Genomic DNA, 8,673 nt, shown 5'->3' with positions numbered 1-8,673 from the left:
GAAGTTGCCGCTGCCGCTGCCGCTGCCGCTGCCGCTGCCGTTGCCATTGCCATTGCCATTGCCATTGCCATTGCCATTGCCATTACCTCTGACGTTGACGCTGCCGTTGCCTCTGACGTTGCCGGTCTCTGCATAACAAGCAATGCGCAAACCTGAGTTACGGATACCCGCACAGCTCCCGCCACCTGCTCTAGCATTACAGTAGTAGCGCTGGTCACTGTCACTGATACTGGCACAACTGGCGTGGGCATACCCGCTAAGCATCAAAAGCGCTGCAATAATCAGTCTCATCACACACGTCCATGGTTTTCCAGGAAACAGCCTGGCGCTGGTTGGCCCACTGATTGATGTTGTGGTGCGCCATCATATCGACATCAGCTTGTTAAAAAGTTCCAAGACAGAAAAAGACAGTGTGAGGAGCGAAATATGTAAAAAAGGACGCGTTTATTTTCCCCATCAAAATTGACAACCCCGTTCATCCAAAACACTATCGACCCATGACCTACATTTCCCGCATGAACATGATGTGTTCCTCCATGACCGCCGCTGGCGGGCCGTGAGGTCACGCGTTCATTGGATTGACGTAGGTACCCAAAGCCCCGCCAGAGATGGACGGGGCTTTTTAGTTCTCCGTCCACCGATGGCTCTAGGAGAATGAAATGTTCGAGATTAGACGCGCTCAGCCCCACGATGCCCAAACCGCATTCGATATCCGCCTTCAAGCGATACGGCACCAATGCATCGGTGCCTATACCGCAGAACAGATGCTTGCCTGGACGGCAGGCGCGGCCAACGACGGGTACAGCGACTTGATGGAGAAGCACTTCTACCTGGGCTGTATTCAGGGTGAGCCGGTGGCGACTGGAATGCTTGATCTGAACAACAGCGAAATCGGCGCGATCTTTGTGTTACCCGGTTTCATGGGGGAGGGCATCGGCTTGAAGATGCTCGACCATCTGGAATGCCTGGCGCGGGAGTTGGGCGTGAAAGAAGTTAATCTGGACGCTACGTTAAACGCGGCTGATTTTTACCGGCGCTGCGGTTTCGTGGGTGACGAACCTGCTATTTACCATTCACCTTCAGGGCTTCAGTTGGCATGTGTGCCTATGGCGAAGAGGCTTTAGCCTTGATCGGGGAAGGCGGGCAGGGGTAAATACAGGTCATGAAAAACCCGCAGTGATGCGGGTAATTTGTGGCTGAAATCGGTTGCGGCTTCTACTTGGTTCACTCGATGAACTGTTTGATCATCGCTTCAATGAATCACACTGGTTACGCAGGTCGCTGTTGCTGATATTCGCACAGCTCCCGTTCCCTATTTTGGCATTACAGTAGTTGCGCTGGTCGCTGTCATTGATGTTGGCGCAACTGCCGCTGCCGCTGCCGCTGCCGCTGCCGCTGCCGCTGCCGGTCTCCGCGTTGCAGGCATTGCGCAAATCCGAGTTGTTGATACTCGCACAACTCCCGTTACCTGATTTGGCATTACAGTAGTTGCGCTGGTCACTGTCGCTGATGTTGGCACAACCCGCGTAGGCATACCCGCTAAGCATCAAAAACACAGCAAGGATCAGTCTCATCACATACGTCCATGGTTTTATCAGGAATCAGCCTGACTCTGGTAGCCCCACTGACAAGATGTCGTGGTGCGCCATCATATCGACATCATTTTGTAGTAAAGTTCCAGGCAGAAAAGGCAAGAAAAAGGTGACAGGAAAAGGTGATAGAACTATTTGAATAAATAGACCTGTCGCCATTTTTCAATAATGGAGAGGCAAGGATGACTGGACAGGTTTTAAAATCGAAGTTGGTGAATTTTCTGGTCGCCGATGCCGAAGTGAATTACGACAACATGGACGATTTGTATTCCATAGCCGAGGCAGGGGATGTGGACGCGTTGGGCGATGTGCTGGAGGCCTTCAAGGAAGCATACGGAGGACTTTGGGTTGGCGGGAAGATGGAGCTGACGCAAAAAATGGTTCGTTTGAGTGCCAATGCCATGAACCGCCTCGTTCAGGACGGGACGCTGGATATTGAGCTCCCACTGGCATTCATCCGAAAGGTCACTGTTGAAGGCGGGTTCATGACGAAGATCATCCGTCTGGATACCGGTGCTGGCAGCGTTAAATTCCGGTGTTTTGGTGCGAAGGATGTCGCCGCGTTGATAGAGACGACAATCCTTTCGTCAACTCGACAGGCCTGAACAAAACAAAAAACCCGCAACTCAGTGCGGGTTTTTTACGACTCAACTTTGATCACTGACGCTTGGGTGCATCAAACCCTCGCTGCTCAATCACCCGAAACACATCGCTCACATCCTGGACCATGATCCGGGCGATGTTGGTGACGGTGTTGATGTCGTGTTCGGCGTAGTCGGGGAGGCTGGTGCAGGCCATGAGGTTGAGGTATTTGAGGACGGCGTTAAGGCGTTCGCTGAGGCAGTTGTGGAGTTCGCGCAGTGGGGCGTCGTAGTCGATGAGCAGGACGGGGTAGTCGGTGGCGAGTTGGGACATGGGGGTGAAGCGGCGAGGCGGTTGTTGAGCTGTCATGGTGTAAATCCTAATAAAAAAGAAGAATTACCACCGTTTGCTGCGAAACAAATTGGGTGGCAGCTGTGCGCGGGTTCGCAGACCGGAGGATTTACACCAAAACCCGGCAGACCCGAAGGTCTCCCACGCACAACCGCCATAAAACACTTTGCAGCCGGAGCCGGCTGCATCATGCCTGACGGTGTTTTGGTGTCAATCTTGAGGGCTGCGAAACCCTATCGCTAACTTTGGTCAGCGACGGGTCGAATATAGGTGGCGATTTTGGTGCCTGCAAACGGGTGTGTAGGACGAAAATCGTTGCTTTGTGGCTGATGGCGGATCCTGCATTCAGCTGAATAACAGTCGGGAAATCAGAACGTGTTTAACGTCAGATGAACCGTGCGTGCCGGATTTGCGGCTGCTGTGCAGCCGAACGCAGGCTTCGCCAGCGGCTACGGGAGGTGGGCATGTTTAAAATTTTGGCAGGGTTTGGGGCGGCTTCGTCGCCCAGCGGGAGCAAGCTCCCTCGCCACAGTGGGTGGTTTCCTACACGATTTTCGGATATGAAAAATCAGAAGATTGCCAAAGCCCGCAAAAGCGGGCCTTGGTTTTTGCGTGCCAGATTTACGCCTGACGGGCTGCTAATGCCGAGTAGCTGTTCATCAGGTTTCGGTAGTTCGGGATGCGCTGGGACAGCAAGTTCCCCAAGCCTTCGATGTCGTTGCGCCAGTCGCCCTGCAACTCGCAGGCGACCGAGAACCAGTTCATCATTTGCGCACCGGCTTGCGTCATGCGGTTCCACGCTGCCTGTTGCACGGTGGTGTTGAAGGTGCCGGAAGAATCCGTGACCACGAACACTTCAAACCCTTCAGCCAGGGCCGACAGCGTCGGGAAGGTCACGCACACGTCGGTCACGACACCGGCAATGATCAGCTGTTTGCGGCCGGTCGCCTTGATCGCCTTGACGAAGTCTTCGTTGTCCCAGGCGTTGATCTGGCCAGGGCGGGCAATGTAGGGCGCGTCCGGAAACATTTCCTTGAGCTCCGGGACCAGCGGACCATTGGGGCCTTGTTCGAAACTGGTGGTCAGGATGGTCGGCAGTTCGAAGAATTTGGCGACGTCAGCCAGGGCCAGCACATTGTTCTTGAACTCGTTCGGCGAGAAGTCCTGCACCAGCGAGATCAGACCGGTCTGGTGGTCGATCATCAGGACTACGGCGTCGTCTTTGTTCAGGCGGTTGTAAGTGGCTTTGCTCATGATGAAATCCTTTCTCGGGAGGGGTAAGTGGCTTCGTTCAACATGGGCTTAGATTAATGATCTACAAGAAAGGGAAAAAGAGGGTGAAAACGGTTTGACTGTCAACTCGGATGGGACAATCGAGGCCCCACCCGGGACGTTGCTTCCACGCATATTTCGGCAGGTGGCAAACGTCATCAATGACGTCCCCATTCAGGCAAAAGCATCCTCGATAAAGGCCTCCAACGCAGTGTCTTCCAATATCTCGATGGAGAAATGCCCGAAGCGCTTGGGCAGCCAGATGATGCGAGTCCCGGACGGAGATTGCAGGTTCGCGCGGGCGAGTGGTTTTCCATTCTCGTCTTCAGGCTGAACACCCGCGGCTATCAATTCGTCATAGGCTTTCTCGATGTCCGGTGTGGAGTAGCAGTGGCGGTAAATCATGCCTTCGCCCGCTGAATCGAGGAGCTCCTTCAGGTTCCCCGCCAGCGGTTGTACCAGCATGAATCGCTCCGCACCGATCAACGCAACCGCGTAGCGCACGTGCAGACCACCGCGTTCCCAGACCAGCGTTTTAGAGATCCTGGCTTGCAGTATCTGTGCGTAGTAAGCACAGGCTTCTTCGAGGTTGTTGACCAGTACATCGACGTGACTGAACTTCAGCTCCATTGCATTCCTCCTGTTGAACCCGTGTCCATGGTAACGACCGCTGACTCAGCATTAGAAGATTTTTCGTGTGGCCTCGGTTGCCCGTCCATGAGGCAGCGATGCACTTGCTTCAGCTGCACTATGGCGTCGGTCTTCTCGCCTGAGCACGGCACTGAGCAAACGCTGTCCGTATAAGCCGACGCCAAGCCCCGACACGATGAGAACGACGGCGACGATTTTGTTGAATGACAGGGGCTCATTGAAAATCATGACTGAACCCAGCAGTCCGAATACCGGCACCAATAACGATAACGGCGCGACGGTAGACACTGGGTACCGTTTCAGAAGTGAATTCCACACCCAGTAGCCGAACAGGGTATTGGGGTAGACCTGGAACAGGATCGACAGGACGGCACGGTAGTCGAGTTGATTCACCAATGCGCTGTAACCCGTCGAGCCGTTGACCGCGTAATCAAGCGCGAAAAGAGGGATGGGCGAAAACGCACTGGACCACACCAGGAAAGCAAAGACCTGAGTGGTCCTGGCTTTTTTGTTGATTACGTTGGCTGCACTCCAGGCCACCGCGCCCAGCAGCACCAGGATCAGCCCGGCCGTCGTCACTGTCCCGTCAACAATCGAGATGATGCTCAACAAGCCACAGAAGGCGATGCCCATGCCCGCCAGTTGGTAGCGGGAAATGGTTTCCTTGAATATCCATGAGCCCAGCAGGATCGTGAAAAACGCGCTGAACTGAAGCACCAGCGAAGCGATGCCTGCGGAGAGGCCCGACTTGATGCCGAGGTTAACAACGCCCCAGAGTCCTATGCCGAAGACCAGGCCGTAACCAATGATGTAGCGCCACTGCACATCAGGTTTCGGAATGAAAAAGATCGCTGGAAGTGCGCAAAGCGTGAAGCGAATGCCGGCAAGAATCAGCGGGTCAATGGTGGTGAGGCCCAGTTTGATCACTGAAAAATTCACACCCCAAATGGCCGTAATCGAGATGGCGAGCAGCAGGTGTCTGGCTTTCATGTTGATCGTCCTTGATTGGTCGGTGATAGATGACTCGTAAAAACCCAAAGCGCCAAAGCCGCAGCGCTGATTAATGCGCCCAGCAGGCTCACAGCCGTCCAGCCCCAGCGCGCATAAACCTGGGTTGCGGCGACCGCCCCCAGCGCACTGCCGACCGAGTAGAAGCACATGTAGGCGCCGACCATGCGACTCTGGGCGTCGGGTCGTGCAGCAAAAATGAAGCTCTGATTGGTGACGTGCACGGCTTGCACTGCGAAGTCGAGCACGACCACGCCGAAAACCAGCGCGATCAGGGACGTCTCGGCAAAACTGATGGGCAACCAGGAAAGCGTCAGGAGCCCCAGCGAAAGGCCGGTCACCCGTTGCCCCCAACCTCTATCGGCCCACTGGCCGGCTCTTCTGGCAGCCAAGGCACCGGCGACGCCGGCCAAGCCAAACAGGCCGATGGCCGTGTGTGAAAGCGACAGTGGCGGAGCGCTCAGCGGCAGCACCATGGAGGTCCACAGCACGGAAAAAGCGGCAAAGATCAACAAGGCCAACAGGCCCCTGATCCGCAAAACCGGTTCGGACATAAACAGCTTGAAGAGCGACCGGATCAGCGCGGGGTAGGTGTCTTGATTGCGTGGCAAAGCCGTGGCGGGCACCACTTTCCACAGGACCGCCGCGAGGGTCAGCATCAACCCTGAGGACACGAAATAGACGGCGCGCCAGCCCGCCAGATCGGCGATCAGCCCAGAGATAAACCGCGCCAGCAGAATGCCCAGGACAACTCCGCTCGTTAGGGTTCCCACGGCCTGCCCGCGTTGTGACGGCGTTGCGAGCGCGGCGGCATAGGCTACAAGCACCTGAACCACCACGGCCAGTAAGCCCATCACAATCATGGCGCCCAAGAGAGCCAGCCACTGCTGTGATGCGCCGACGGCCGCCAGCGCAAGGGCAGACAGCATCACTTGAGTCAAAATCAGCCGTTTACGGTTGACCCTGTCGCCCAGCGGTACGATGAACAATAACCCCAGCGCGTATCCGGCCTGAGTAGCCGTCACCACGACCCCAATCAATCCTGAAGTGCCCCCCAGGCTGTCGGCCATCGAGGCAAGCAAAGGTTGGGCAAAGTAAACATTGGCGACGGCCAGCGCGCAGGTGACAGAAAACAATAACGTGAGTGACGGAGAAAGCCCCGAAGACGGGTCAGTCCTACTGCTTTCTCCGGCTTCCGCAGGCGGCAATCCCGAAGGCTGCCCGGTGTTACGTTTGGCTATTGCGTCGGCATCTGCTGTCATGAACGCCTCCATGGCGTTAAGCTGGTTGCAATTAAAAACCTGATTTGATTATTGCTGAATCAAGTTTCAAATTGCAACCAGCTTGGTCGACAGACTTGGCAACCGTTATCCAAAAGGTAAATACGATGGTCGAAGGCACTTCACCGCAGAGCAGCGAATGCCCGGTAGCAAGAACACTTGAGGTGATTGGGGATCGCTGGTCGCTCATGATCCTTCGCGACGCCTTTGATGACATTCGCCGATTCAGCGAATTTCAGAAGAGCCTGGGCGTGGCCAAAAATATTCTGGCCTCGCGGCTGAAGGCATTGGTTGAGGTCGGGGTCTTCGACGTTCGACCGGCGTCAGATGGTAGCGCCTACAAGGAGTACGTCCTGACGGACAAAGGGCGGGAGATCTTTCCGGTGGTGATCAGCATGAGGCAGTGGGGCGAACGTTTTCTGTTCCAGCCGCAGGAGACGCGTTCTGTGCTGTTGGACAACGCGTCCGGCCAGGCCCTGATGCCGATGGATGTTCGTTCATCCACCGGGCAAAAACTGGGACCTTCAGACTGCCACCGGGTGAGACTTGTCGACGGCGAGTCGTGAATAGACAGCCGTCGAGTTGCCCACTCGAAGTTCGTCATCAGCGGTTATTGCGCAAGATGGAAAAATTCAACGCCGCCGCCACACAAAGCCACACAAGGTAGGGGAACAGGATCAAGCCAGTGATTACATCTAGCCGCATCGCCATCACCACCATGGCGGCGACCACCAGCCAGAGCAGCGTCAGGATCACCATGCTGGCGAAAATGCGGTGCGCGCCGAAGAACACCGGTGTCCACAGCGTATTCAGGGCAATCTGCGCCGCCCATAACGCCAGCACCACCTGGCTTCCAGGTATCAGCGACAACCGGTACCCGGTCCAGGCGAGCAGCAGATAGATAATCGACCAGGCGACTGGAAACAGCCAATTGGGTGGCGTGAAGCTCGGTTTGACGAGTGATTCGTACCACTGGCCCGGTTTGAAAAGTAGGCCAGTACTGGCCGCAGCACCGCAGGCTAAAAGAAAAATCAGAAAAGTCATCATCAGTCCTTGGTTGAGGTCAGCTGTGTGGGGGATGCAAAAACCGGTCGGACGTTCATGCCGCTATGCGCCCGGTACGCCAGGCACATCCATGTTGATCTTGCGCCAGGCGGCTTCGGACAAGCTGTACACCGAAAAGGCGATCAACCCCAGGGCCATCACCATCAAGATGACGCCGCCCGCCGGTAGATTCTGCAGCGCATCGAGGGCCTCCTTCATGCCGGGTGGGTCCATGGCTTTATAGCGGGAGCCACTGATCATCAGCAACAGGGCGATCTCGATAAAGACGACGCCACGGGCGATCAGACCGAACCGAGAGACGGGACGGACGTAGCGCATGACGTCTTCGTCCGCTTCATAATATTTCTCGAACGACGACTTCCAGCCCTTGATGATGTGGGCAATACCTACACCAAGAGGGACGAGTGCGACGAGGTACACCAAGACATTCGAGTGTTCCCAGGACAACAGATGCGCCAGTAGATCCTTGGTCTGCCCACCGCTGGAGTCGCCCGAGCTTCTGATGCCGCTGATGAGCAAGCCCAACGCAAAAAACGCCAGCGCGCCGTTGACCAAACCTCCTGCCAACAGTCCTGCCCGAATGACCAGGCCCTTCATATTGTTACCGTGATGATCAACGTCGCGCAGGGCTTGCAGCACTCGCCAACAGGCGAACGCGAGCAGCCCCGCCACCACTAATCCAACTAAAACATAACCGAAAGGCTGGCTTAACACGGCCTCCAGACTCCGATGACTGTCCTTCGGTTTTGTCGAGTCTTGAGCCGCCAGCAACGCGAAGATGCCAATGATCAGGTAAAGAACGCCTCGAGCGGCATACCCTCCCCGAGCGAGTACAACAAGGCTTTGGTGCGCAGACATGGGGGCTATTCCAG

The 8,673-nt window shown here is 55.9% G+C and carries 11 protein-coding genes and 1 pseudogene; 3 read left to right on the top strand and 9 right to left on the bottom strand.

The window, feature by feature from the left end:
* Positions 1-291, bottom strand: a pseudogene (locus K0F88_RS32295) (hypothetical protein); the annotation flags it as partial.
* A gap of 368 nt (positions 292-659) precedes the next feature.
* Between K0F88_RS32295 and K0F88_RS09195 the strand changes: the two are divergent.
* Positions 660-1,124, top strand: a complete 465-nt coding sequence (locus K0F88_RS09195; RefSeq protein ID WP_094471850.1) for a GNAT family N-acetyltransferase — start codon at positions 660-662, stop codon at positions 1,122-1,124.
* Between the two features lie 120 nt (positions 1,125-1,244).
* On the opposite strand, the gene K0F88_RS09190 is transcribed toward K0F88_RS09195, so the two are convergent.
* A complete protein-coding gene (locus K0F88_RS09190; RefSeq protein ID WP_219094881.1) occupies positions 1,245-1,574 on the bottom strand; it encodes a hypothetical protein in 330 nt (109 codons plus the stop codon).
* Between the two features lie 200 nt (positions 1,575-1,774).
* Here K0F88_RS09190 and K0F88_RS09185 point away from each other — a divergent pair, with 200 nt between their 5' ends.
* A complete protein-coding gene (locus K0F88_RS09185; protein ID WP_094471852.1) occupies positions 1,775-2,197 on the top strand; it encodes a hypothetical protein in 423 nt (140 codons plus the stop codon).
* A 52-nt stretch (positions 2,198-2,249) separates the two neighbouring features.
* Here the strand turns inward: K0F88_RS09185 and K0F88_RS09180 are convergent, their stop codons facing one another.
* The 5 genes from K0F88_RS09180 to K0F88_RS09160 all read right to left on the bottom strand — a co-directional run bounded on the left by K0F88_RS09180 (position 2,250) and on the right by K0F88_RS09160 (position 6,718).
* Positions 2,250-2,543: a fructose-bisphosphate aldolase gene (locus K0F88_RS09180; RefSeq protein WP_219094880.1), complete on the bottom strand. Its 294-nt coding sequence runs from the start codon at positions 2,541-2,543 to the stop codon at positions 2,250-2,252.
* A 603-nt stretch (positions 2,544-3,146) separates the two neighbouring features.
* A complete protein-coding gene (gene ycaC, locus K0F88_RS09175) occupies positions 3,147-3,779 on the bottom strand; it encodes an isochorismate family cysteine hydrolase YcaC (RefSeq protein WP_219094879.1) in 633 nt (210 codons plus the stop codon).
* Positions 3,780-3,971: 192 nt separating this feature from the next.
* A complete protein-coding gene (locus K0F88_RS09170; RefSeq protein ID WP_094471856.1) occupies positions 3,972-4,427 on the bottom strand; it encodes a VOC family protein in 456 nt (151 codons plus the stop codon).
* Positions 4,428-4,478: 51 nt separating this feature from the next.
* Entirely contained in the window at positions 4,479-5,438 is a 960-nt protein-coding gene (locus tag K0F88_RS09165) for an EamA family transporter (RefSeq protein WP_094471857.1), read from the bottom strand.
* Positions 5,435-6,718 (bottom strand): MFS transporter, encoded by a 1,284-nt coding sequence (locus K0F88_RS09160; RefSeq protein WP_094471858.1) that lies wholly within the window; start codon positions 6,716-6,718, stop codon positions 5,435-5,437. The genes K0F88_RS09165 and K0F88_RS09160 overlap by 4 nt, the downstream gene beginning before the upstream one ends.
* Before the next feature lie 125 nt (positions 6,719-6,843).
* Here K0F88_RS09160 and K0F88_RS09155 point away from each other — a divergent pair, with 125 nt between their 5' ends.
* Positions 6,844-7,302, top strand: a complete 459-nt coding sequence (locus K0F88_RS09155; protein ID WP_094471859.1) for a helix-turn-helix domain-containing protein — start codon at positions 6,844-6,846, stop codon at positions 7,300-7,302.
* A 37-nt stretch (positions 7,303-7,339) separates the two neighbouring features.
* On the opposite strand, the gene K0F88_RS09150 is transcribed toward K0F88_RS09155, so the two are convergent.
* Entirely contained in the window at positions 7,340-7,780 is a 441-nt protein-coding gene (locus K0F88_RS09150) for a TspO/MBR family protein (RefSeq protein WP_094471860.1), read from the bottom strand.
* A gap of 63 nt (positions 7,781-7,843) precedes the next feature.
* Positions 7,844-8,659: a DUF1206 domain-containing protein gene (locus K0F88_RS09145; RefSeq protein ID WP_094471861.1), complete on the bottom strand. Its 816-nt coding sequence runs from the start codon at positions 8,657-8,659 to the stop codon at positions 7,844-7,846.
* Positions 8,660-8,673 lie beyond the last annotated feature (14 nt).

The organism is Pseudomonas sp. UMAB-40 (assembly GCF_900095275.1).
Lineage (GTDB): Bacteria > Pseudomonadota > Gammaproteobacteria > Pseudomonadales > Pseudomonadaceae > Aquipseudomonas > Aquipseudomonas mandelii_B.
This window is presented reverse-complemented; position numbering and strand designations above follow the sequence as displayed.